This is a genomic window from Vibrio sp. 947 (genome assembly GCF_033339115.1).
GTDB lineage: Bacteria > Pseudomonadota > Gammaproteobacteria > Enterobacterales > Vibrionaceae > Vibrio > Vibrio alginolyticus.
Genome location: NZ_JAWOTX010000008.1, coordinates 16,349 through 40,338 on the forward strand (window position 1 = coordinate 16,349; position 23,990 = coordinate 40,338).

Consider the following 23,990-nt stretch of genomic DNA (forward strand, 5'->3'; position numbering starts at 1 on the left):
GTATGTTTAATTTTGATAGTACATTAGGTTATGAGCCACCATTGGACGTTCATAATTTAACGGATGAACAAACAGCAATCTCAATCGAGAACCTTAATCTGTTCTATGGTCAAACTCAGGCGCTGCATGATATTTCGATGCAAATTCCCAAAGGGCGAGTCACCGCTTTTATCGGTCCTTCAGGGTGTGGAAAGTCGACGTTATTACGTTGCATCAATCGCATGAACGACTTAGTGGAAGGGTGTCGAGTCACAGGCAAAGTACGTCTACATGGCAAGAATGTTTATCATCCCAATGTCGATGTTGCGACACTTCGACGCCGAGTGGGGATGGTGTTTCAAAGACCCAATCCATTTCCTAAGTCTATTTATGAAAATGTAGTTTATGGCTTACGCTTACAAGGTGTAAAAAACAGCCGCAGTTTAGATGACGCAGTGGAGCGATCCTTGCGCTCGGCGGCGTTGTGGGATGAGGTAAAAGACCGCTTGCATGAGAACGCATTTGGCTTATCTGGTGGTCAGCAACAGCGCTTGGTCATTGCGCGCGCGGTGGCGATTGAGCCGGAAGTCCTGTTATTGGACGAGCCAACATCAGCGTTGGATCCAATCTCAACTTTAACTATTGAAGAGCTTATCAATGAGCTGAAGACTCAATATACTGTCGTTATCGTTACCCATAACATGCAACAAGCGGCGCGAGTGAGTGATCATACTGCATTCATTCATATGGGGAAGTTAATTGAATACTCTGACGCGGACTCGATCTTCACCTCGCCAATGAAGAAGCAGACCGAAGATTACATTACGGGTCGCTACGGTTAAGTCGCGACTCTATACGGAATAAGGAACATCATGCACTTTGGACGTCATATTTCAGGACAATTTAACGTAGAGCTAGAATCGATTCGTACTCATGTATTAACCATGGGAGGCTTGGTAGAACAGCAGCTTTCGTATGCTATTCAAGCCTTGCATAAAGAAGACATCGAACTGGCGCGTAAGGTTGTGCGTGACGATCATAAAGTGAATGCGATGGAAGTCTCGATCGATGACGCTTGTACACGCATTATTGCTAAGCGTCAGCCAACGGCAAAAGACTTGCGCTTAATCATGGCTATCATCAAAACGATCACTGATTTAGAACGTATCGGTGACGTGGCGACACGTATTGCTTACGTTGCCATTGAAAGCCCATCATCAAAAGAACGACAATTCCAAGTGTCGTTAGAGCCTCTCTGCCGTCAGGCAATTAATATGCTGCATCAGGTTTTAGACGCGTTTGCCCGTATGGATGTAGAAGCGGCAGCAGAGGTGCACAAACAAGATGACAAACTAGACGCCGAGTATGAAGCGGTGATTCGTCAGTTGATGACTTACATGATGGAAGATCCAAAAAATATCCCTAATATTCTGCAAGTGATGTGGTCTGCACGCGCGATTGAACGCGTGGGGGACCGCTGCCAGAACATCTGTGAATACATTATTTACTTTGTGAAAGGGAAAGATGTACGCCACCTAGGTGATCAAAGTATTGATGACGTACTGAAGTAACTGACTTCAACAAATAGACCAGCTTTTAGGCTGGCCTATTTATTAGAGAGAAGGAAAGCACGTTAATATTTATCAGGAACGAAGGTCTGATCATCAATGGGCGCTCTGACGTAACCTTCTTTATTGAGTTCAGGTAATTCGATGGGTGAGTACTCAAGTGCTTTGTAATCAATCTGGCTTAGTAAATGACTGATACAGTTCAAGCGCGCTTTTTTTTTGTCATCAGAAGGGACGACCCACCAAGGGCAGTTTTTCGTGTCTGTATAGGCAAACATCTTATCTTTTGCTTCCGAATACTCCGCCCAGCGATGACGTGACTCTAAATCCATTGGGCTGAATTTCCAACGTTTGATCGGCGTATTAATTCGACCTAGAAAACGTTTTTCCTGCTCTTCGTCTGAAACCGAAAACCAATACTTGATCAGAATAATCCCAGATCGTTGCAACATTCTCTCGAATTCAGGGCAAGAGCGTAAAAACTCCTCGTATTCGTCTGGAGTACAGAACCCCATGACTTTTTCGACACCTGCTCGGTTATACCAACTTCGGTCAAATAAAACGATTTCACCAGCAGATGGTAAATGAGCGACGTAACGTTGGAAGTACCATTGCGTTTTTTCTTTTTCGGTCGGTGCAGGCAGAGCCACTACGCGACAAACACGCGGGTTTAGCTTTTCTGTAATTCGCTTTATCACTCCGCCTTTGCCCGCAGCATCACGGCCTTCAAACAGAACCACCACTTTTAACCCTTTGTGTTTGACCCACTCTTGAAGTTTTACGAGCTCAACTTGAAGGTTTTTGAGCTCCTTTTCGTATTCCTTTTTCTTCAATTTAGACATACACCTTTCCTCACTCCTTGATAAACAATATGTTAGCACTCAAAAGCTATGCGCGTGAGGTTACGGTGGTCTATTTGAGAGTTGCTACGACATCGGTTATGGCTTGTGTACTTGTGATGGGGATTAAAAAATCATCGACATCGGATGCGCCCATTTTGCTTTGTTCAGCAACAAAGGTCATTTGGCTAGGGCGTGTGGTTTTGCCTGACAGATGGATTTCAGGAACTTGAGTGTCTTCTACTAACGCACGTACGTTACTCGCATTAACGCCAGCCCCCGCCATGATTGCTATGCGTCCTTGGGCTTGCTTAACCAAAGCTCTAAGCACATCGATCCCTTGTGGTGCTGAAGGCGCAAGACCGGAGGTTAAAATACGTTCACAACCTAAGCTGATCAGTTCTTCCAAAGTTTTTTCAGCGTCACGACACTGGTCAAAGGCACGATGGAAGGTCACGCCTAAGCCAAGCGCTTGAGCAAATTCACACAGCGCAGCCGCGTAAGGCATATGAATATCACCGTCTTGAGTGAGCACGCCGAACACGACACCGCTCAAGCCTGATTGGTGAGCCGCTTCAATATCCCAACGCATCATTTCGATCTCTTCTTCATTGTAGAAGAAGTCACCTTGGCGTGGGCGGATCATGGCATAAACTGGAACACTCGAAAGCTTAGCCGCTTGCTGCATAAAACCATAACTGGGTGTTAGTCCGCCTAAAGCCAAAGAGGAGCAAAGTTCAATCCGAGTGGCGCCGCCAGCAATGGCGTAGTGCAGAGATTCAATATTATCGATACAGACTTCTAGGTGAGTAACCACGTTCATTTATCCTGCTAACGTTACAAATAGGTGTTGTGGCTAAGATATTAACAGGGCAAGTAAGCAGAATCTGTATGGAGGGGATGATAAATATAGGTAAAGTTTACGCTAAAGCGTTACCTCATTTTGGCGGTTTATCTGAAGGAAAAAGAAAGCCCAGAGCAGAGGCTCTGGGCTTTGATAGGACTTTACTTAGACTGATTGGCGTTTGCGGTTTTCCGCATTAGCTTTTTGCTTTATATACATCCAACCATCACACCCGTTGAGCTAGGGTGAAGGTCTATTATTTTTTGCCTAGGTCAGCTGCGTGCTCAGATAGGAACGCTGCAACACCTTTTGGAGATGCGTCCATACCTGCTTTACCTTCTTCCCATTGTGCAGGACATACTTCGCCGTGCTTCTGGTGGAAGTTAAGAGCGTCAACCATGCGTAGCATTTCGTCGATGTTACGGCCTAGTGGTAGGTCGTTAACTACTTGGTGACGTACAACGCCTTCTTCGTCGATTAGGAAAGAACCACGGAAAGCAACGCCTGCTTCTGGGTGCTCAACGTCGTAAGCTTTACAGATTTCGTGCTTAACGTCAGCAACTAGTGGGTACTTAACTTGACCGATACCGCCATCTTCGATAGCAGTGTTACGCCATGCGTTGTGAGAGAACTGAGAATCGATAGAAACACCGATTACTTCAACACCTTTAGCTTGGAAGTCAGCTAGACGGTTGTCGAATGCGATTAGCTCAGATGGGCAAACGAAAGTGAAATCTAGTGGGTAGAAGAATACTACTGCTTTCTTACCTTTAGTGAACTCTGCAAAGTTGAAGTTTTCAACGATTTCACCGTTACCTAGAACAGCTGCTGCAGTAAAATCAGGGGCTTGACGACCTACTAGTACCATTTTTTTTGCTCCTAAAAAGTATGGTTAGCTCCAAACCGAATTCAGTTGTGTCGGTTTGGTTCGTGTTTGTACGAGACAAACTATAGTACAGATTGTAGTATTGAAAAAAGCGAAATAAATAGATTGAGTTAATCGAAAAAAACGATAATAACAAAACTCTTAACTCGATCACTGGAACGGCGGTAGATACAAATACAATTATGAATAAATGGCCCAGTTTGAAGCAGTTACACTATTTAGTCACACTGCATGAAACAAGACATTTTAGTGACGCTGCAGAGCGTTGTTTTGTCAGTCAGTCGACTTTAAGTAAGGGTATTCAAAACTTAGAGGAATTGATTGGTTGTCCCTTATATGAAAAGAAAGATAAAAAAAGTCCACTGGTTTTTACCCAAACAGGAGAAATGGTAGTAAAGCAGGGGCGAGAGCTGTTAGCAAAAGGGCAAGATTTGGTCGAGCTTGGACGTATGTGCCAAGGCGACGATATGCAAGGCCAGCTAAAAGTAGGATGTATACCAACAATTGCTCCGTTTTTACTGTGTGATTTGGTACAAGAGGTGAACTACCGTTTTCCACAACTGAATCTTTTATTAAGAGAAGACACGACGACAAACTTACTTCAAGCGCTCAGACATGGTGAGCTGGATGTGCTTATTTTAGCGTTACCAGTCGAAATTGATGGGATGGAAAGCCGAGTAGTGGGTAAGGATCCGTTTCGAATGGTTATAAGCGCTAATCAAGCCCAATCGGTCCCTGTGCCGATTCGTTACGCGGATTTACCTGACGAATCCGTCTTTCTACTAGAGAAAGAACATTGCTTAACGGAACATGCGGTATCAGCGTGTAAATTAACAGACAAAGAAAAAATCAATCCGTTTACGGCAACCAGCCTCCATACACTGGTGCAAATGGTTGCGAATGGTTTGGGAACAACGTTCATTCCTCAAATGGCTATCGACCATGGCTTGCTGCATAACCAGAATTTAGTCGTGATCGATCCTCCCGGTAAACAAGCTTATCGCGAAATAGGCTTAGTTTGGCGTCCGAGCTCGTCAAGAACGAAAACATTTAATCAACTTGCAGAAGTCGTTTCAGAGCTGCTTTAGCTATTAGTATTAGCCCTTACTTCTCCATTATTTATCTAAAAGCGCACTGGAAACAGTGCGCTTTCTAGTATTTTATTCTGTTGGTAAACTTTGACTTGTAAAATTTTACAGCTCTTCTTTGATGAAGCTTTCATAAAATAGTGAAATTTCACAATGTTAATTTTACACAAAGCCCTGCATACCTTGTTTGACCCCTGTTTAAATACATCTCTTCAGCCCTTGTGAATACAAGGTGTTTGTTTACCAGTCTATATTCATACGCTTGTTTGAAATGATAAAACGACTTTAAATTTAATGTAATTTTATTACGTAATAACTTACAAAATAAGGCGCTTGATAGATGGTTTTTACCTTGCGGAATAAAACTTTGAATTTTCTGTTTTGTTTATATTGGGGGTTTCACTAAACCCCTTGTTGATATAGCTTATTTAAAGGCCGATACGAATTATGTCTAGATTGAAAATACACGTAGCATTACGCAATCTATCGGCATGGCTAGACGAGTTGAACACAAAGTTAAAGGATGTAATTTGTTGTTCATAACTTACAAATGTAGCTTTACGCTGACTGCCCAAGATTGATAAAGCACGTTAAGGATGAATGATTATGCTTGCTCAGACAGAACAAAAAACACAACAACTAAAGCAAACCCAAGGCATGCTTGAGGTGAATGGAGTCGTTGCTCCAGAACATCAAGCAATTTTCCCTGTTGAAGCCCAAACCTTTTTATCTCTACTGTGTGAAAAATTTGCCGGACGTGTTGAACAGTTGCTGGAAGCAAGAGAAGAGAAGCAAGCACGTATTGATGCTGGTGAGCTACCAGATTTTCTACCAGAGACACAAGACATCCGTGAAGGAAGTTGGAAGATCCTAGGAATCCCACAAGATCTGCAAGATCGCCGTGTGGAGATTACCGGACCAACTGACCGCAAGATGGTGATTAACGCACTGAATGCGAATGTAAAAGTGTTCATGGCAGACTTCGAAGATTCAATGTCTCCTGCATGGAGTAAAGTGCTGGATGGTCAAATTAACTTGCGCGATGCTGTTAACGGCACCATCAGTTACACCAATCCTGGCAATGGCAAACATTATCAGCTGGAAGATGACCCAGCGGTGTTGATCTGCCGTGTTCGCGGCCTTCATTTAAAAGAAAAACACGTTACGTGGCACGGTCAGATCATTCCAGGTGCGCTATTCGATTTCGCTCTGTATTTCTATAACAACTACAAAGCGTTACTTCAAAAAGGCAGCGGCCCTTATTTCTACCTTCCAAAACTGCAATCGCATCACGAAGCGAAGTGGTGGAGCGAAGTGTTCCATTTCACGGAAGACTATTTCGGTTTGGATACAGGCACCATCAAAGCGACTGTGCTGATTGAAACCTTACCAGCGGTATTCGAAATGGACGAGATTCTGTTCTCGCTTAAAGAACACATCGTTGGTTTGAACTGTGGTCGCTGGGATTACATCTTTAGCTATATCAAAACATTGAAAAAACACTCAGACCGAGTACTGCCAGATCGCCAAGTGGTAACGATGGACAAGCCATTCTTAAACGCTTACTCGCGATTATTGGTACGTACTTGCCATAAACGAGGTGCTTTCGCGATGGGAGGAATGGCCGCATTTATCCCAGCTAAAGACCCGAAAGAGAATCAAAAAGTATTAGACAAGATCCAGACTGACAAATCGTTAGAAGCTAACAACGGCCACGACGGTACTTGGGTGGCTCATCCAGGTTTGGCTGACACTGCTATGGAAGTCTTTAGTGCTGTGCTGGGTGAACGCACCAACCAGTTGGATGTGAGCCGTGCAGAGGATGCGCCTATTACTGCAGCCGAACTGCTTGAGCCTTGTGAAGGCGAGCGCACTGAAGGCGGAATGCGCCACAATATTCGCGTTGCGCTGCAATACATCGAAGCTTGGATTTCTGGCAATGGTTGTGTGCCGATTTACGGACTGATGGAAGACGCTGCAACGGCAGAAATCTCACGCGCCTCTATCTGGCAATGGATTCAACACGGCAAGTCGCTAGACAACGGATTAAAGGTCACTAAAGAGCTGTTCGAGCTCTATCTCAAAGAGGAGATTGAAGTCGTGAAGCAAGAAATTGGCGAGCAGCGCTACCATGCAGGTCGATTTGAAGAAGCAGCAGACTTAATGGCAAGGCTCACGACGAGCGATGAACTGACCAACTTTTTGACAGTTCCTGGTTATGACTACCTAGATTAATAAAGAATAACTGTAACACCAATAACGTGAAGGATTTTCAAGGCAGATAGGGAAGTACTGCCTGAGAACGGAAACTCAACGCACACGCATAAAGTGCAAATTATAAAGAGGGATAGACCAATGACTAACTTAACTCGCCGCCAACAAATTGAAGCTCTGGAAAAAGACTGGGCAACTAACCCACGCTGGAAAAATGTGAAGCGTACTTACACTGCCGAAGAAGTGGTGGAACTGCGTGGCTCTATGGTGCCTGCAAACACAATTGCACAACGTGGTGCAGACAAACTTTGGTCACTGGTCAACGGTAGTGCGAAAAAAGGTTACGTAAACTGTCTTGGTGCGCTAACGGGTGGTCAAGCGGTTCAACAAGCTAAAGCAGGTATTGAAGCGATTTATCTGTCAGGCTGGCAGGTAGCGGCGGATAACAACACCGCTTCGACGATGTATCCAGACCAATCTCTTTACCCAGTAGATTCTGTACCGTCAGTAGTAAAGCGTATCAACAACTCATTCCGTCGTGCAGACCAAATTCAGTGGGCTGCTGGTAAGACGCCTGAAGATGAAGGTGGTATTGATTACTTCCTACCTATCGTAGCGGATGCGGAAGCGGGCTTTGGTGGTGTGCTTAACGCTTACGAACTAATGAAATCGATGATCGAAGCCGGTGCCGCGGGCGTTCACTTTGAAGACCAGTTAGCATCGGTGAAAAAGTGTGGCCATATGGGTGGTAAGGTATTAGTTCCTACGCAAGAAGCGGTACAAAAGCTCGTTGCAGCTCGTTTGGCTGCTGACGTAGCGGGTACAACAACATTAGTTATTGCTCGTACTGATGCGAATGCGGCGGATCTCATTACTTCAGATTGCGACCCATATGATAAAGACTTCATCGAAGGTGAGCGTACTCAAGAAGGTTTCTACCGCGTTCGCGCGGGTATCGACCAAGCTATCTCTCGCGGCCTGGCTTACGCACCATATGCAGACTTGATTTGGTGTGAAACGGCTACGCCATGTTTGGAAGAAGCACGTAAGTTTGCAGAAGCAATTCACGCTGAATACCCAGATCAATTGTTGGCGTACAACTGCTCGCCTTCATTCAACTGGGAGAAAAACCTAGATGCAGAAACCATTGCTAAGTTCCAACAAGAGCTTGCAGACATGGGCTACAAGTACCAATTCATCACGCTAGCAGGCATTCACAACATGTGGTTCAACATGTTTGAACTGGCGCACGCTTACGCTCAAGGTGAAGGTATGCGTCATTATGTTGAGAAAGTTCAGCGTCCTGAATTCCAAGCAGCTGAAAAAGGCTATACGTTTGTTGCGCACCAACAAGAAGTAGGTACAGGTTACTTCGATAGAATGACCAATACTATCCAAGGTGGTAACTCTTCAGTGACAGCATTGACAGGTTCGACCGAAGAAGACCAATTCTAATTGGCAGAGAAACACTTCCTTAATCAGCGTCAGTAATGGCATTTTGAGCGGCAACCCTGCCGCTCTTTTTTCGTTTAACCGGTGTAAAAACGAAACTTACAACAAAGAGAATACGCTTGCGTACTACTCTTCCTGCTCGATTTCTTCAGGTTCCACTTCTTCTTGCAGTTCCAATAAGTTAATCGCAATGGTCACAAAGTCACTGTCAGTAATGATGCCGACCAATCGACCTTTGGTGACAACAGGTAGACAGCCAACTTTATGCTTTTGCATATAGATAGCGCTCTCTTTGAGCCCCGCGATAGGCTCTGCCGTCATGATATTGGTGTGCATCATTTCGTAGAGCGGTGTGTCTAAAGTAAAAGATTGTTCAGCCTCATCTGGGTGCAAGCTCGATTCTTGAGCAGCAAGAATGTCGCGTTGAGTCACCAAGCCTTGTAAGTGGTTATTGGCATCAACAACCGGAATGTGTCGAATATCAAGCGCATCCATCATGCTTTTTGCATCACGCAAGGTGTGCGTGCGCAGTAAGGTATGAGGATTACGAGTCATCATGTCTTCAACCTTGATCATAGAGACCTCCAGCGGCATTGTCCTTCTCTTAAATATAGAGAATATTTTTCTGTATATCTGGGAGCTAACTCGTTTTTCATCAATTAAATAGCACAATGCTGATGGGCTGCGTAATCTGTGTTTTATTGGTGTTTTTATTAATTTGAATAAGTCGGTTTGTGTGCGAGTCAGTTGGCATTCTTAGTTGATATTGAATGTGTTCCCAAGGTAATCCAATGAATTGAATCGCACATTTTTATTCGCTGGATTTTCCAAGATTCTTCTCTCGAAGAAGATACGTCCAGGCTTACCAAATTGAAGACAGCAACCTAGATGAAACGAACAACGTGTAACAAACTTATTGCGCTGGCAGTGGCGGCATTCAGTGTGCCATCAACACAGGCGATTGTGTTAGGAGATGAACAAACCGATCCTGTTGACCGCGTTACTTTGCGAGCAAGTAATATGGCAGAGTTTCCGCTGTGTGGTGGAACGATGCTGACAGAGCAATGGGTACTGACTGCGGCGCACTGTGTGGTGATGGGACAAGGAACCAATGAAGCAACCTACTATGTGACCCCGCCGGGTGAGCTGTCGGTGAATGCGAATGTGTATGAACTTAATTTTGCAGGGCTTGATAACTTCTATCCGGTGTCTCACGTTGTGGTTCATCCGGATTACACTCGGATTTTAAAAGCTGAGACCGACGGTAATGGCAACGTGAAACCTATCCAAACCGGTTTAGATTCAGACATCGCGTTGCTGTATCTCACGCGCCCAGTGGCAAACGCGAGCTTTGCTGACCTAGCGAGTAAAGTTGACATGGAGAGTATCGAAGCACGTTTGGCGGCGGACTGGAACGATAATTACCTGACCAATCAACGTGTCGAAAATGTGCAAGTGTTTGGATGGGGGTCTACTCAGCCGGATGCTTCTGAACCTTCTAATACGCTCAAAACCACCATTAGCACATTTTTGCCCATCGACAAATGTTATGAGCGTTTAGAAATTGGCAGCAGTTTTCCGGGGATCATTGATTCAAGAGACAACCAAACCAAAATTTGTACGCTACCAACACAAAACCATGTATTGGAGCCGGATAGCCATACCCAATATGGCAACTCTGCATGTAAAGGTGACAGTGGTGGCCCGTTGGTCGATGTGGCGACCGGCAAACAAATTGGTATTGTTAGTGGCGGCCCCCTTATTCTACCAACGTGTGGCTCTTTGACGATCCCAAGTTTCTACACCAAGGTGAGCCACTATTACGACTGGGTACAGTCTTACATCACTGCCGATGCGCCACCAAGTCGTTACATCATTGCGCCGAATTTTATCAAAAGTGCTAACAATGAAAGTGGTGACAATAAAGAGTGTCACGATGGCATTGCGACCAATAACTGTGATTTCAAAGGGTCAGATGATGAAGGTGGCAGTCTGGGTCTGTGGCTATTGGGTCTATTCGTGCCCTTGGCGTGGTGGAGAAGGCGTGAGGTTTGATAGGGCGATTTGAATACCAAACGAGTAAGCAGCGTTATGCGCTGCTTTGCTTTTTAATGTTCCATTTCTGTCGGCTTAAACTGAAAAATAATGCCAAGTGATCGCGGTTTTTCACGTTTTATTACACTCTTCATCATGGCTTTTACAGTGATATTCTGGGGATTTGCTTGCTATTGCAGCATGTAAACATATACTAGTCTGCTGCGAAAAACTCGTCGCAATTTTATCGTCGTCCTAGACGTGATTTGACCAATATATAAGACAAGTAACATGCAAGTATCAGATTTCCATTTCGACCTTCCAGATGAACTTATCGCTCGTTACCCTCAGCCAGAGCGTACCGCTAGCCGACTATTACAAATGGACGGCAATACCGGAGAGCTCATTGATGGCACATTTACTGATGTATTGGGCCAAGTTCAACCCGGTGACTTAGTGGTGTTTAATAATACTCGTGTTATTCCTGCTCGTCTTTTTGGCCGCAAGGAGTCGGGCGGTAAATTAGAAGTGCTGGTGGAGCGCATGTTGGATGAGAAAAGCATCCTCGCGCACGTTCGTTGCTCTAAATCACCAAAACCAGGTACAACCATTATTGTTGGCGAGAATGATGAATATTCAGCAGAAATGGTTGCACGCCATGATGCTTTATTTGAACTGAAATTTAGTTCTGATAAGACGGTACTAGAAATTCTGGAAGAAATCGGCCATATGCCGCTTCCTCCTTACATCGACCGTCCAGACGAAGATGCAGATAAAGAGCGTTACCAAACGGTATATAATCAAAAGCCAGGTGCGGTTGCGGCACCTACAGCGGGCCTTCACTTTGATGATGTTCTCTTGGAGAAAATCAAAGCGAAAGGTGCAGAGTTTGCTTACGTTACTTTGCACGTTGGGGCGGGTACATTCCAGCCGGTAAAAGTGGAAAATATCAACGATCACCACATGCATGCCGAGTACGTAGAAGTACCACAAGAAGTCGTCGAAGCAATTAAAGCGACGAAAGCGCGTGGCGGACGAATTATTGCTGTTGGTACCACATCTGTGCGTTCACTTGAAAGTGCAGCGCAAGACGCATTGCAAAAAGGGACTGAGCTGGCCCCATTCTTTGGCGATACTGAAATCTTTATTTTCCCTGGTTACGAATATCAGCTAGTGGATTGCTTGATCACAAACTTCCACTTGCCTGAATCAACACTGATCATGTTGGTGAGTGCATTTGCTGGATACGAGAACACCATGAATGCTTACAAACATGCGGTGGAAAACAAATACCGTTTCTTCTCGTATGGCGATTCAATGTTCATCAAGAAGAAAACAGCGTAGTTAAAAATAGATTTACGAGTGCTAGCAGTAAGCTAGGAAATAAAGCATCCATTGCTTTGTCTCTCGCAAGGAAAAGCGACCGCTCCTTAAAGTAGGGTAGAGCCCTAAACACTCAGTCAGACTGTTTCTCTGACACCCGGAGGCATCGTGAAATTAAAATTCGATCTTAAGAAGAAAAACGGCAATGCACGTCGTGGTCAACTGACTTTCGAACGCGGCACTGTTCAAACTCCTGCGTTCATGCCAGTAGGTACTTACGGTACCGTTAAAGGTATGACACCAGAAGAAGTAAAAGGTACTGGTGCAGAAATTCTGCTAGGTAATACGTTCCACCTGTGGCTACGTCCTGGTCAAGAAGTGATGAAAATGCACGGTGACCTGCACGATTTTATGAACTGGCACGGTCCTATTCTTACTGATTCAGGCGGCTTTCAAGTATTCAGCCTTGGTAAGATGCGTACGATCACTGAAGAAGGTGTCCATTTTCGTAACCCAGTAAACGGTGACAAGATTTTCATGGACGCAGAAAAGTCGATGGAAATTCAAAAAGACCTGGGCTCTGACATCGTTATGATTTTTGACGAGTGTACGCCTTACCCAGCGACACACGATGAAGCGAAGAAATCGATGGAAATGTCATTACGCTGGGCACAGCGTTCACGTGACCACTTCGAGAAGCTAGAAAACCCGAACAACCTATTTGGTATTGTTCAAGGTGGTGTTTACGAAGATTTACGTGATGTGTCGGTAAAAGGTCTAACGGAAATCGGTTTTGACGGTTATGCGGTTGGTGGTTTGGCAGTAGGTGAGCCTAAAGAAGACATGCACCGTATTCTTGAGCATACTTGTCCTCAACTTCCTGAAGACAAACCTCGCTACTTGATGGGCGTTGGTAAGCCAGAAGACTTGGTTGAAGGTGTTCGTCGTGGTATCGACATGTTTGACTGTGTAATGCCAACGCGTAACGCACGTAATGGTCACTTATTTGTGACTGGTGGTGTGATCAAGATCCGTAATGCGAAACATAAAACGGATACAACACCATTGGATCCGCATTGTGACTGTTACACTTGTCAAAACTACAGCAAGTCGTACCTTCACCATTTAGAGCGTTGTAATGAAATCTTAGGCGCTCGCTTGAATACAATCCATAACCTGCGTTACTACCAGCGTCTGATGGAAAGCATTCGTAAAGCAATTGATGAAGATCGCTTCGATGAATTTGTTACTGAGTTCTATGAGCGTCGTGGCCGTGAAGTGCCACCACTAGCAAAAGAGCAGTAATTGAAAAACTAAAAGAATTAAAGCCTTTGGCATGTCGCCAGAGGCTTTTGCTAATAAAGTAGGCTAACGCACGTTATTTTTGAGAGAGCGATCTCTATTAGTTACTCTCAGACTTGAATCTAAAATGCGAAAGCCCAATTTGTTTGATTATCAATAAAATATAATGAGGATGTTTTAATGTTTATTTCTCAGGCTCACGCAGCAGCAGAAGGCGCGCCAGCAGGCGGTGGTTTTGAAATGCTAATCATGCTTGGCATGTTCGCAGTGATCTTTTACTTCATGATTTACCGCCCACAAGCGAAACGCGTAAAAGAACACAAAAACCTAATGGCTTCTATGGGCAAAGGCGACGAAGTTTTAACTAGCGGTGGCCTAGTGGGTAAAATCACTAAGATTGCTGAAGACAATGACTACATTTCAATTGAGCTTAACGCGAACAATGAAGTAGTAATCAAGAAAGACTTCATCACTGCAGTGCTACCAAAAGGTACGCTTAAGTCTCTATAAAACAGCTAAAGGATCCTCGCTGTGCTAAACCGTTATCCATTATGGAAGTACTTGATGGTGCTTTTTGCCATCATCACCGCTGCGTTATACGCACTTCCAAATATCTACGGTGAAGATCCGGCTATTCAAGTTACAGGGGCGCGTGGCGCCTCTGTAGATATGTCAACGCTGGATGCTGTCACTACTGCTCTTAACAAAGAGCAACTTTCTCATAAATCCATTGCTCTCGAAGATGGATCAATTCTTGTTCGTTTTAACGACACTGACACACAAATCAGTGCTCGTGATGTCATCAGCGAAGCGCTAGGCAAAGACACAATTGTTGCACTTAACCTTGCACCTTCTACACCCGATTGGCTAGAAGCGATTGGCGCGTCACCATTGAAGCTAGGTCTTGACCTTCGCGGTGGTGTTCACTTCTTAATGGAAGTGGATATGGATGCAGCGATGGAAAAGCTTGTTGGTCAACAAGAAGAAGCTTTCCGTAGCGAACTTCGTGACGCCAAGATTCGTTACCGTGCAATCCGCCCTTCTGGAAAAGAAGCGGTAGAAGTGTTGTTGCGTAACGAAGAGCAATTAGCAGAAGCGAAAGCAACGCTAGAAAAGAATCACCCGGACATGATTTTTGTCGATTCTGATTCAAATGGCCGTTACGCTCTTACTGCCACCTTTACTGAGCAACGTTTACAAGAGATCCGTAACTATGCTGTTGAGCAAAACATTACGATTTTACGTAATCGTGTCAACGAACTAGGTGTTGCGGAACCATTGGTTCAACGTCAAGGTGCTAGTCGCATTGTAGTTGAACTGCCTGGTGTTCAAGACACTGCTCGTGCAAAAGAAATTCTCGGAGCTACGGCAACGCTTGAATTCCGCGAAGTTGATGATAAAGCTGACCTATCGGCAGCGGCAAATGGTCGTGCGCCAGCAGGTAGTGAAATCAAGATGGACCGTGATGGTCGCCCAGTAGTGCTTAAGAAGCGCGTTATTCTTGGCGGTCAAAGCATCACAGATGCAAGCTCAAGTGTTGATGAATATGGTCGTCCACAAGTTAACATCTCGCTAGACAGCGAAGGTGGTAATAAGATGTCTGCGTTCTCTAAGAAGAACATTGGTAAGCTAATGGCTACCGTGTTTGCAGAATACAAAGACAGTGGCCGTCGTACGCCTGAAGGCAAAGTTATTCTGGATAAGCATGAAGAAGTCATCAACCAAGCAACAATTCAATCGGCTCTTGGTCGTAACTTCCGTATCACAGGTATCGACTCTGCTGCAGAAGCACACAACCTAGCACTTCTACTACGTGCTGGTGCACTGATTGCACCTATCTCTATCGTTGAAGAACGTACCATTGGTCCATCAATGGGCCAGCAAAACATCGATATGGGTATCCAAGCATGTATCTGGGGTATGGTTGCCGTAATGCTATTTACGCTGCTTTACTACCGCGGCTTTGGTTTAATTGCAAACATCGCTCTAATGGCAAACTTGGTGCTTATCATTGGTGTTATGTCGATGATTCCAGGCGCTACCATGACGCTTCCGGGGATAGCCGGTATCGTGTTAACAGTCGGTATGGCGGTTGATGCGAACGTACTGATCTTCGAGCGTATCCGTGAAGAAATTCGTGATGGACGCAGTCCACAACAAGCGATTCACCAAGGTTACGCGAATGCATTCAGCACGATTGCTGATGCGAACATCACAACACTAATTACTGCAATCATTCTATTTGCGGTCGGTACAGGTGCGGTGAAAGGTTTCGCAGTTACTCTATCTATCGGTATCTTAACTTCAATGTTCACCGCCATTATTGGTACACGTTGTATCGTGAACCTGATCTACGGTGGCAAACGCGTTGATAAATTGTCGATCTAAGGCTGGGAATTAATATGTTTCAAATTCTAAAAGCAGAGAAGACGATCGGCTTTATGCGTTGGTCGAAAGTAGCATTCGTTTTTTCAATTATAATGATTGCTGCTTCTATCTTCACTTTGTCAACCAAGTGGCTTAATTGGGGGCTAGATTTCACTGGCGGTACGCTTATCGAGGTAGGTTTTGAACAGCCAGCAAACCTTGAAGAGATTCGTGCAGCACTAGATTCAAAAGGCTTTGGTGATGCGACAGTACAAAACTTCGGTAGTGCTCGTGAAGTCATGGTCCGTCTTCGTCCACGTGATGACGTTTCTGGTGAAACGCTAGGTAACCAAATCATTGGTGCTATCAAAGATGGTACTGGCGAAAGCGTAGAAATGCGTCGTATTGAGTTCGTAGGTCCCAACGTTGGTGATGAGCTAACAGAAGCTGGTGGTCTAGCGATCTTGGTATCGCTGATCTGTATCCTGCTTTATGTATCGATGCGATTTGAATGGCGTCTAGCGGCTGGTGCGGTAATGGCATTGGCTCACGATATAATTATCACGCTAGGTGTCTTCTCGTTTCTACAAATTGAAGTTGACCTGACCATCGTAGCTGCGCTACTGACGGTTGTGGGCTACTCACTCAACGATACCATCGTTGTATTTGACCGGATTCGTGAAAACTTCCGTAAGATGCGTAAGGGTGAACCTTCAGACATTATGGACGCCTCAATCACTCAAACGTTGAGCCGTACATTGATTACATCTGGTACGACGCTGTTCGTGGTAATTGCACTGTTCATGCAGGGTGGTGCTATGATTCACGGCTTTGCAACCGCACTTTTACTCGGTATCACTGTAGGTACTTACTCTTCTATCTACGTAGCATCAGCACTAGCGCTGAAACTGGGCATCCAGAAAGAGCACTTGATGCCACCTCAAGTAGAAAAAGAAGGTGCAGAGTTCGACGAAATGCCATAAGGCAGATTGAGAACCGAAAACAAAAACCGCTGAACAATCAGCGGTTTTTTTGTATCTGAATAGAGTAGTGAGCTTGTAGAGCCTCTCTGTATGAAGAGCCTTCAGCTACAGCTAAGTCGATACGGAGCAGTAGATACAAAAAAGCCCGGCTCAATGAGCGGGGCTTTCTAAAGTCATCAGCGTGACGGGCTATATATGACTTTCAAATCTTACTTAAGGATCGCGCTGTTACCGTTTTCGCGAATGTGCTTAAGGATAGATTTTACGCCACGAGCGCTTGAAGCAACGATGTTACCAGACTTCATGTAGTCAGTGCCGCCAGCAAAGTCAGTTAGGATTGCGCCAGCTTCACGAGCAATAAGCTCACCTGCTGCCATATCCCAAGGTTTTAGGCCTAGCTCGAAGTAACCATCAACACGGCCAGCAGCCACGTAACAAAGGTCAAGAGCAGCAGAGCCGCTACGACGGAAATCAGCACATTCAGTGAATAGCGCACCAACGATCTTGATGTAAGACTCAGCGTGTTGTTTCTGCTTGAATGGGAAGCCTGTTGCTAGAACAGTACCTTGAAGGTCTTTTAGTTGAGCAACACGAATACGTGCACTGTTTAGTTGAGCGCCGGCACCGCGTTGTGCAGTGAATAGCTCGTTTTGCATTGGATCGTAAACACAAGCAACTTCAGTTTTGCCCTTAATACGAACAGCGATAGAAACCGCGAAAGTTGGGTAACCTTTTACAAAGTTAGTGGTGCCATCCAGTGGGTCGATGATCCATTGTACGTCTTTATCTTTACCTTCGATAAGACCTTGTTCTTCAGCAACGATACAGTGCTCAGGGTAAGACTGCTTGATAGTATCGATGATGATGTATTCTGCTTCTTTGTCTACGTTAGTGACAAAGTCATTAGTGCCTTTAAGAGTAGATTCTACTTTATCAGTGTTTTCTAATGATTTAGCAATATGATTGCCTGCCTTTCGCGCAGCGCGAATAGCAATGTTTAGCATTGGATGCATACGAATTTCCCAACGGATGTTAAAGAACAAATGAAAGCGGCGGCGAGTATACCAGAGATAATCAAAAAGGGAAGTGGTTATTTTTTGCTCTAATTGCGGCCGACTGAGTGTACAGAGCATACTGCGGACGAGAACAATAACCAAGAATGAGAAGAGAGGTCTGCTTGCCTCTAGGGTGTCTTAAAAAACTATGATAACATTCTGCGGTTTTAATTTAGGTAGCAAACACAGATGTTGGATCAAGTAAAAATTGTACTCGTAGGTACCTCTCATTCAGGCAATATTGGCTCAGCAGCTCGAGCAATGAAAGTGATGGGTTTAAACCAACTAGTATTAGTCGATCCACAATGTGAAGTGGATGAACAAACTCTTGCTTTAGCTGCGGGTGCTGGTGATATTGCTCAAAATGCAAAGATTGTCGGCACATTAGAAGAAGCGGTTGAAGATTGTGGCCTTGTTGTGGGTTCTAGCGCCCGCTCTCGTACATTAGAATGGCCAATGCTCGAGCCACGTGAATGCGGTGAGAAATTTGCAGTTGAAGGCCGAAAGCATCCGGTTGCGCTCGTGTTTGGCCGAGAAAGAACTGGTTTGACAAACGAAGAGCTACAAAAGTGCCACTACCATGTTTGTATTCCCGCTAATCCTGAGTACAGCTCGCTTAACCTAGCTATGGCTGTACAAACTCTCAGTTACGAAGTGCGAGTTGCACACTTGAACTTAGAGCAAAGCCAGTTTTCCCCAAATGAATCGGAAGGATACCCGCGTCATCGAGAACTCGAAATGTTCTTCGAGCATCTTGAAAAGGTGATGGTTGAGACCCAGTTTATTAACAAAGAGCAACCTGGACAGGTGATGAATAAGTTGCGCCGTTTGTTCTCTCGTGCTCGACCAGAAACCCAAGAACTTAATATTCTACGAGGCGTTTTGACTTCGATAGAAAAGAAGTTCTGAGTAAATAATAACCACTTTAGGTGTAAGGATGAATACCTGAGTAAAATGGTCAAATAAATACTTGACCAAATTACTCAGGTATGGAAAAATCTTAACCATTACAAACCATGTGGATACGGTGTGGTATGAAACTTACATCTAAAGGAAGATATGCGGTGACAGCCATGCTGGATGTGGCACTGCATTCGCAACAAAACCCTGTACCTCTGGCTGATATTTCAGAGCGTCAAGGGATCTCGCTCTCTTACTTAGAGCAGCTATTTTCAAAATTGCGTAAAGCAGGTCTCGTTGCCAGCGTTCGTGGTCCTGGTGGTGGTTACCGACTTGGTGCCGACGCTCACAGTATCGCTATTGGTACCGTGATTGCTGCCGTTGATGAGTCAGTAGATGCAACCAAATGCCAAGGTAAAGGAGATTGCCAAGGTGGAACACGTTGCCTTACTCACACGCTGTGGCGTGACCTAAGCTCTCGCATTAGTGACTTTTTGAATAACATCACTCTCGGTGAGTTGATGACAGACAATGAAGTACTCGAAATTTCTGATCGTCAGGACATTGATCTGGCGGTAACCCATGGGCTATCAAACAAAAATACAACCGCCGCGCCCATCGGTGTAAACGTCCGCTCTTAGCGGTCAGCTTTTTACATTGGAGTAGAGAATGAAACTGCCGATTTATCTTGATTATTCCGCTACATGTCCAGTTGATCCACGTGTTGCTGAAAAAATGGTTCAGTACATGACAATGGATGGCACATTTGGCAACCCAGCGTCACGTTCGCACCGTTACGGCTGGCAGGCAGAAGAAGCGGTCGATACTGCTCGTGAGCAAATTGCTGACCTTCTAAATGCAGATCCTCGCGAAATCGTATTTACATCTGGTGCGACAGAATCAGACAACCTTGCAATTAAAGGTGCAGCGCACTTTTACTCGAAGAAAGGCAAGCACGTCATCACTTGTAAAACAGAGCACAAAGCCGTTCTTGACCCATGCCGTCAACTTGAGCGTGAAGGCTTTGAAGTGACTTACCTTGAGCCAGAATCAAATGGCTTGATCGATCTAGAGAAGCTTAGAGCAGCCATGCGTGATGACACCGTGCTTGTGTCTATTATGCATGTAAACAACGAGATTGGTGTGGTTCAAGACATTACAGCGATCGGCGAACTGTGCCGTGAGCGTAAAATTGTTTTCCACGTGGACGCTGCGCAATCTGCTGGTAAATTACCAATCGACGTTCAAGAGATGAAAGTTGATCTAATTTCACTTTCTGCTCACAAAGTTTACGGTCCTAAAGGTATCGGTGCACTTTATGTACGTCGTAAGCCTCGTATTCGTCTTGAAGCGCAAATGCACGGTGGCGGTCATGAGCGTGGTTTCCGCTCTGGTACACTACCTACTCACCAAATTGTAGGTATGGGTGAAGCATTCCGCATTGCAAAAGAAGACATGCAAAAAGATTACGATCATGCTTTAGCGCTTCGTAACCGTCTTTTTGATGGCGTGAAAGACTTAGAAGCAGTGACGGTAAACGGTGACTTTGAGCAGCGTGTACCACACAACCTAAACATCAGTTTCGCATTCGTAGAAGGTGAATCACTACTAATGTCGCTTAAAGATCTAGCGGTATCTTCTGGTAGTGCTTGTACGTCTGCAAGCCTTGAGCCTTCTTACGTTCTTCGTGCCCTAGGCATGGATGACGAATTGGCTCACAGCTCGGTTCGTTTCTCGTTTGGTCGTTTCACGACTGAAGAAGAAATTGATTACGCAATTGAACAAATCCGCGTTGCAGTGACTAAGCTACGCGACATGTCTCCTCTATGGGATATGTACAAAGAAGGGATTGATTTGAGCACTGTTGAATGGGCTCACCATTAATCTCAGGGATTGAAATAGAGGATTCGAGGTAATTTATCATGGCATACAGCGAAAAAGTAATTGATCACTACGAGAACCCACGTAATGTTGGTTCATTCGATAAAGAAGATCCATCAGTAGGTAGCGGCATGGTTGGCGCTCCTGCGTGTGGTGACGTAATGAAGCTTCAAATCAAAGTGACACCTGAAGGTATCATCGAAGATGCGAAGTTCAAAACATACGGTTGTGGTAGTGCAATCGCATCAAGCTCACTAGTAACTGAGTGGGTAAAAGGTAAGTCAGTTGATGAAGCGGCAGCAATTAAAAACTCTGAGATTGCTGAAGAGCTAGAGCTTCCACCAGTGAAAGTTCACTGTTCTATTCTTGCTGAAGATGCAATCAAAGCAGCGGTTGCTGACTACAAGAAAAAACACCAAGAATAATTATTCCGTAATATAATGGGAGCTTTGACGCTCCCATTCCAATCGAAATTTAGACAGACTAAGGTGCAGTATGGCCATCACAATGACAGAATCAGCGGCAAGTCGCGTAAGAGCATTCCTAGATAACCGAGGCAAAGGTATCGGTTTACGTCTTGGAGTGAAGACGACTGGTTGTTCCGGCATGGCATACGTACTTGAGTTTGTTGATGAGCTCAATGAAGAAGACGAAGTATTTGAACTCTCTGGAGTGAAAATTATCATCGATCAAAAGAGCTTAGTGTACCTAGATGGTACTGAATTGGATTACGTGAAAGAAGGGTTGAATGAAGGTTTTGAATTCAACAACCCTAACGCGAAAAGTGAATGTGGTTGTGGTGAAAGCTTCAACGTCTAATTGATTGTCCTTCTGGGCAAACGAGTCCGGAAGGCTTTACTAGGACCCGAACTTAATGAATCACTTTGAATTATTTGGGCTACCAAGTCAGTTTAAGCTGGATGGTAGCCTTCTTTCTTCTCAGTTCCGAGAACTACAAAAACGCTTCCACCCGGATAACTTTGCAACGGGCTCAGAACGTGATCGTTTGATGGCGGTGCAAAAGGCGGCGCAAATCAACGATGCCTATCAAGTTCTGAAAAATCCTATTTCTCGCGCCGAGTATATCCTCGCAGAGCAAGGTGTTGAGATCCGAGGTGAACAGCAAACAATGCAAGATCCGATGTTCTTAATGGAGCAAATGGAACTGCGCGAAGAACTGGAAGAGATTGCTGACAAGTCCGATCCTGAATCGGCGCTTTTTGACTTCGACTCTAAGGTCAGCAAAATGTACAAACAGCATCTGGCAAGCGTCGAGCAAGAGCTTGATGATGGTCTATGGGCTGAAGCCGCAGACCGAGTTCGTAAGCTAAAATTCATTGCCAAACTAAAGAACGAAATTGAGCTAGTCGAAGACAAACTCCTCGGCTAGTAAGCGTGACAAGGACCTATCATGGCACTACTTCAAATCGCAGAACCGGGCCAAAGCTCGGCACCTCATGAGCATAAGTTAGCAGCGGGTATCGACTTAGGTACTACCAACTCTTTGGTTGCTTCTGTACGTAGCGGCGATGCAACTCCACTTGCGGACGAGCAGGGCCGTACTATTTTACCTTCAGTCGTTAATTACGCTGAGGAAACGTTAACGGTCGGCCACGAAGCCAAAGCCAAAGCAGAGTTTGAACCAGAGAACACGATTATCTCTGTAAAACGTTTGATCGGTCGTTCATTAAAGGACATTCAGTCCCGTTACTCTTCACTTCCTTATCGTTTTAAAGAGAGTGAAAACGGCCTGCCAATTCTGCAAACACCTCAAGGTGACAAAAACCCGATTGAAGTATCTGCGGACATCCTAAAAGTATTGGGTAAGCGAGCTGAAGATACGTTAGGTGGTGAGTTAGCTGGTGTCGTTATTACCGTTCCTGCTTACTTTGATGACGCGCAACGTGCAGGTACAAAAGATGCGGCGAAATTAGCTGGTCTTCATGTTCTCCGTCTACTTAATGAACCAACCGCTGCGGCAATTGCTTATGGCCTAGACTCTGGTCAAGAAGGTGTGATTGCGGTTTACGATCTAGGTGGCGGTACTTTTGATATCTCTATCCTACGTTTATCGAAAGGCGTATTTGAAGTATTAGCAACAGGTGGCGATTCTGCATTAGGCGGTGACGACTTCGACCATCTATTTGCCGATTATTTAATGGAGCAAGCGGGTCTAGAAGCGCCGCTTTCTGCAGAAAAGAACCGTACACTGTTGAACATTGCTACTGAAGCTAAGATTGCTTTCTCTGAGCAAGACAGTGTTGACGTTGACGTTTTTGGTTGGAAAGGCACCGTGACTCGCGAGCAGTTCGAAGATCTGATTCGTCCGCTAGTGAAGAAAACCCTGATGTCTTGCCGCCGTGCGCTGAAAGATGCGGATGTAGATGCGGAAGATGTACTTGAAGTAGTCATGGTCGGTGGCTCAACACGCACATTGCTTGTACGAGAAATGGTTGGCGAATTCTTTGGCCGTACACCACTGACAAGCATTAACCCAGATGAAGTTGTTGCAATCGGTGCGGGTATTCAAGCAGACATTCTCGCGGGTAACAAACCTGACTCTGAAATGTTGCTTCTTGATGTGATTCCACTGTCGCTCGGTATTGAAACCATGGGTGGTTTGGTCGAGAAGATCATCCCCCGCAACACTACGATTCCCGTTGCGCGTGCGCAAGAATTTACCACATTCAAAGATGGCCAAACGGCGATGAGTGTTCATGTGGTACAAGGTGAACGTGAAATGGTTGATGACTGTCGTTCACTTGCTCGCTTCTCGTTAAAAGGTATTCCTCCGATGGCAGCGGGTGCGGCACATATTCGCGTGACTTACCAAGTTGACGCTGATGGCCTTCTTTCTGTTACGGCAATGGAGAAGAGCACTGGTGTTCAATCAGAGATTCAAGTAAAACCTTCTTACGGCTTAAGTGACAATGAAGTGGCGGATATGTTGCGTGATTCAATGACGCACGCAAAAGAAGACATGCAAGCTCGTGCCTTAGCTGAGCAGCGTGTTGAAGCCGACCGAGTGATAGAAGGTTTGATTGCAGCGATGCAAGCTGATGGTGATGACTTACTATCAGAACAAGAGAAACAAAACTTGATTAAAGCCATCGAAGCCTTGATTGAGCTGCGTAATGGTGATGATGCAGATGCGATAGAGCAAGGCATTAAAGATACCGATAAAGCGAGCCAAGATTTCGCATCACGCCGTATGGATAAATCGATTCGAGCTGCGTTGTCAGGTCAATCAGTAGACGATATATAAGAGATAAGTA

The 23,990-nt window shown here is 45.0% G+C and carries 23 protein-coding genes; 18 read left to right on the top strand and 5 right to left on the bottom strand.

Going from position 1 to position 23,990, the window contains the following annotated elements; all coding sequences use genetic code 11:
• Positions 1-2 precede the first annotated feature (2 nt).
• Together pstB and phoU are read left to right on the top strand one after the other, a co-directional pair.
• Positions 3-821 carry a phosphate ABC transporter ATP-binding protein PstB gene (gene pstB, locus R7Q39_RS11945; protein WP_017820558.1) on the top strand — a complete coding sequence of 273 codons (819 nt, stop codon included), beginning with the start codon at positions 3-5 and terminating at the stop codon, positions 819-821.
• Positions 822-851: 30 nt separating this feature from the next.
• Positions 852-1,550 (top strand): phosphate signaling complex protein PhoU, encoded by a 699-nt coding sequence (gene phoU, locus R7Q39_RS11950; protein WP_005381744.1) that lies wholly within the window; start codon positions 852-854, stop codon positions 1,548-1,550.
• A gap of 62 nt (positions 1,551-1,612) precedes the next feature.
• Here the strand turns inward: phoU and ppk2 are convergent, their stop codons facing one another.
• The 3 genes from ppk2 to R7Q39_RS11965 all read right to left on the bottom strand — a co-directional run bounded on the left by ppk2 (position 1,613) and on the right by R7Q39_RS11965 (position 4,098).
• Positions 1,613-2,389, bottom strand: coding sequence for a polyphosphate kinase 2 (gene ppk2, locus R7Q39_RS11955; RefSeq protein WP_005381743.1), 777 nt, complete (start codon positions 2,387-2,389; stop codon positions 1,613-1,615).
• Positions 2,390-2,459: 70 nt separating this feature from the next.
• Positions 2,460-3,203: a copper homeostasis protein CutC gene (locus R7Q39_RS11960; protein ID WP_102949775.1), complete on the bottom strand. Its 744-nt coding sequence runs from the start codon at positions 3,201-3,203 to the stop codon at positions 2,460-2,462.
• A 283-nt stretch (positions 3,204-3,486) separates the two neighbouring features.
• Positions 3,487-4,098: a peroxiredoxin C gene (locus R7Q39_RS11965; RefSeq protein WP_005381738.1), complete on the bottom strand. Its 612-nt coding sequence runs from the start codon at positions 4,096-4,098 to the stop codon at positions 3,487-3,489.
• 200 nt (positions 4,099-4,298) lie between these two features.
• Here R7Q39_RS11965 and R7Q39_RS11970 point away from each other — a divergent pair, with 200 nt between their 5' ends.
• From R7Q39_RS11970 to aceA, 3 genes are all read left to right on the top strand, one after another.
• On the top strand, positions 4,299-5,204 hold the full coding sequence (locus R7Q39_RS11970) for a hydrogen peroxide-inducible genes activator (RefSeq protein ID WP_005383681.1): 906 nt from the start codon (positions 4,299-4,301) through the stop codon (positions 5,202-5,204).
• A 606-nt stretch (positions 5,205-5,810) separates the two neighbouring features.
• The gene (gene aceB, locus R7Q39_RS11975; RefSeq protein WP_017820561.1) at positions 5,811-7,439 is read left to right on the top strand and encodes a malate synthase A; all 1,629 of its coding nucleotides are present in this window, start codon (positions 5,811-5,813) and stop codon (positions 7,437-7,439) included.
• Between the two features lie 120 nt (positions 7,440-7,559).
• Positions 7,560-8,873 (top strand): isocitrate lyase, encoded by a 1,314-nt coding sequence (gene aceA / locus R7Q39_RS11980; protein ID WP_005381733.1) that lies wholly within the window; start codon positions 7,560-7,562, stop codon positions 8,871-8,873.
• A gap of 123 nt (positions 8,874-8,996) precedes the next feature.
• Here aceA and R7Q39_RS11985 read toward each other — a convergent pair whose 3' ends face one another.
• Entirely contained in the window at positions 8,997-9,446 is a 450-nt protein-coding gene (locus tag R7Q39_RS11985; protein WP_017820562.1) for a CBS domain-containing protein, read from the bottom strand.
• 312 nt (positions 9,447-9,758) lie between these two features.
• On the opposite strand from R7Q39_RS11985, the gene R7Q39_RS11990 reads away from it, so the two are divergent.
• The 6 genes from R7Q39_RS11990 (at position 9,759) to secF (ending at position 16,879) form a co-directional block, all read left to right on the top strand.
• Positions 9,759-10,925, top strand: a complete 1,167-nt coding sequence (locus tag R7Q39_RS11990; RefSeq protein WP_262646156.1) for a S1 family peptidase — start codon at positions 9,759-9,761, stop codon at positions 10,923-10,925.
• A gap of 270 nt (positions 10,926-11,195) precedes the next feature.
• Positions 11,196-12,248, top strand: a complete 1,053-nt coding sequence (gene queA / locus R7Q39_RS11995; protein WP_005381728.1) for a tRNA preQ1(34) S-adenosylmethionine ribosyltransferase-isomerase QueA — start codon at positions 11,196-11,198, stop codon at positions 12,246-12,248.
• A gap of 147 nt (positions 12,249-12,395) precedes the next feature.
• Complete coding sequence (gene tgt / locus R7Q39_RS12000; protein ID WP_005381727.1) at positions 12,396-13,532, top strand: tRNA guanosine(34) transglycosylase Tgt; 1,137 nt, start codon at positions 12,396-12,398, stop codon at positions 13,530-13,532.
• A gap of 177 nt (positions 13,533-13,709) precedes the next feature.
• Positions 13,710-14,039 carry a preprotein translocase subunit YajC gene (yajC, locus tag R7Q39_RS12005; RefSeq protein ID WP_005381725.1) on the top strand — a complete coding sequence of 110 codons (330 nt, stop codon included), beginning with the start codon at positions 13,710-13,712 and terminating at the stop codon, positions 14,037-14,039.
• Between the two features lie 21 nt (positions 14,040-14,060).
• On the top strand, positions 14,061-15,917 hold the full coding sequence (secD, locus tag R7Q39_RS12010; RefSeq protein ID WP_005381724.1) for a protein translocase subunit SecD: 1,857 nt from the start codon (positions 14,061-14,063) through the stop codon (positions 15,915-15,917).
• 14 nt (positions 15,918-15,931) lie between these two features.
• Positions 15,932-16,879 carry a protein translocase subunit SecF gene (secF, locus tag R7Q39_RS12015; RefSeq protein WP_005383689.1) on the top strand — a complete coding sequence of 316 codons (948 nt, stop codon included), beginning with the start codon at positions 15,932-15,934 and terminating at the stop codon, positions 16,877-16,879.
• A 209-nt stretch (positions 16,880-17,088) separates the two neighbouring features.
• On the opposite strand, the gene suhB is transcribed toward secF, so the two are convergent.
• Positions 17,089-17,892, bottom strand: coding sequence for an inositol-1-monophosphatase (gene suhB, locus R7Q39_RS12020; RefSeq protein ID WP_005381722.1), 804 nt, complete (start codon positions 17,890-17,892; stop codon positions 17,089-17,091).
• A gap of 231 nt (positions 17,893-18,123) precedes the next feature.
• Between suhB and trmJ the strand changes: the two genes are divergently transcribed.
• The 7 genes from trmJ (at position 18,124) to hscA (ending at position 23,980) form a co-directional block, all read left to right on the top strand.
• The gene (trmJ, locus tag R7Q39_RS12025; RefSeq protein WP_318076339.1) at positions 18,124-18,843 is read left to right on the top strand and encodes a tRNA (cytosine(32)/uridine(32)-2'-O)-methyltransferase TrmJ; all 720 of its coding nucleotides are present in this window, start codon (positions 18,124-18,126) and stop codon (positions 18,841-18,843) included.
• 125 nt (positions 18,844-18,968) lie between these two features.
• Positions 18,969-19,475, top strand: coding sequence for a Fe-S cluster assembly transcriptional regulator IscR (iscR, locus tag R7Q39_RS12030; RefSeq protein ID WP_005381720.1), 507 nt, complete (start codon positions 18,969-18,971; stop codon positions 19,473-19,475).
• A gap of 28 nt (positions 19,476-19,503) precedes the next feature.
• A complete protein-coding gene (locus tag R7Q39_RS12035; protein WP_005381719.1) occupies positions 19,504-20,718 on the top strand; it encodes an IscS subfamily cysteine desulfurase in 1,215 nt (404 codons plus the stop codon).
• Between the two features lie 38 nt (positions 20,719-20,756).
• Entirely contained in the window at positions 20,757-21,140 is a 384-nt protein-coding gene (gene iscU / locus R7Q39_RS12040; RefSeq protein ID WP_005381718.1) for a Fe-S cluster assembly scaffold IscU, read from the top strand.
• A 70-nt stretch (positions 21,141-21,210) separates the two neighbouring features.
• The gene (gene iscA, locus R7Q39_RS12045; protein ID WP_005381717.1) at positions 21,211-21,534 is read left to right on the top strand and encodes an iron-sulfur cluster assembly protein IscA; all 324 of its coding nucleotides are present in this window, start codon (positions 21,211-21,213) and stop codon (positions 21,532-21,534) included.
• 55 nt (positions 21,535-21,589) lie between these two features.
• Positions 21,590-22,105: a co-chaperone HscB gene (gene hscB / locus R7Q39_RS12050; RefSeq protein WP_033905803.1), complete on the top strand. Its 516-nt coding sequence runs from the start codon at positions 21,590-21,592 to the stop codon at positions 22,103-22,105.
• A 21-nt stretch (positions 22,106-22,126) separates the two neighbouring features.
• Positions 22,127-23,980 carry a Fe-S protein assembly chaperone HscA gene (hscA, locus tag R7Q39_RS12055; protein WP_053302969.1) on the top strand — a complete coding sequence of 618 codons (1,854 nt, stop codon included), beginning with the start codon at positions 22,127-22,129 and terminating at the stop codon, positions 23,978-23,980.
• Positions 23,981-23,990: the final 10 nt, after the last annotated feature.